The organism is Thalassotalea sp. G20_0 (assembly GCF_017744175.1).
Taxonomy (GTDB): Bacteria; Pseudomonadota; Gammaproteobacteria; order Pseudomonadales; family Endozoicomonadaceae; genus Endozoicomonas.
The window spans coordinates 1-673 of the sequence record NZ_JAGHQV010000399.1 but is presented as its reverse complement, the minus strand read 5'-3'; the positions used below and the strand labels follow the sequence as shown (position 1 = coordinate 673).

General features: G+C 45.5%; 1 protein-coding gene. It reads left to right on the top strand.

Translation table 11 applies throughout. The features are described from left to right. On the top strand, window positions 1-291 hold a 291-nt coding region (locus tag J7438_RS26720; RefSeq protein ID WP_209279051.1), incomplete at its 5' end, for a phage integrase N-terminal SAM-like domain-containing protein. Between the last annotated feature and the right edge of the window lie 382 nt (window positions 292-673).

Below are 673 nucleotides of genomic sequence, written 5' to 3'. Positions count from 1 at the left end.
CGCCACCCCGATTTACTGACTGGTGATGATGTCCGTGATTTTCTCACTCATCTGGTAATGAAAAAACACGTTGCTGTCAGTACTCAGCAGCAGGCATTGAGTGCCCTGGTCTTTTTGTACAAGCAAGTGCTCGGGCGCGACAGTTTAACGATCAATGACTGGCTAAAAGCAAAACGACCAAAAAAACTTCCTGTTGTGTTGTCGGTTGCTGAAGCCAACTCTGTCTTGTCTTATCTCAAAGGCACACCATTATTAGTCGCCCAATCAAAAAATGATAAAACAGCTTCCTGAACCGCACTCACGCTACCGCCCCTCTATTCCATTTCCTTGAGTATTAAGGCAGTTTTGTATTAAACGACAGTTCCTGCATAGCTGCATCATAGGGGTAAATAGTACCATCGAACTGGTTTCCCGAGGTATTCTTTTTAATGCTCCCAACCAGGAATTGTCTCGGAATAAGTTCCGGATTTGTCTGAGACTTGTTAAGGGACTGACCTGAAATAACTTCCACATTTTCGGTGCTAACCCAGTCAAGAAAAAATTTTGCCACGGAGACACGGAGTCACGGAGAATAGAAAAAATCTTTTCCTCCGTGACTCCGTGTCTCCGTGGCAAAAAGAGCAAGTTATTCAGGGTCAATTCCCAAGCTCGCCGCCTGCTGGCCGCAAAAGCA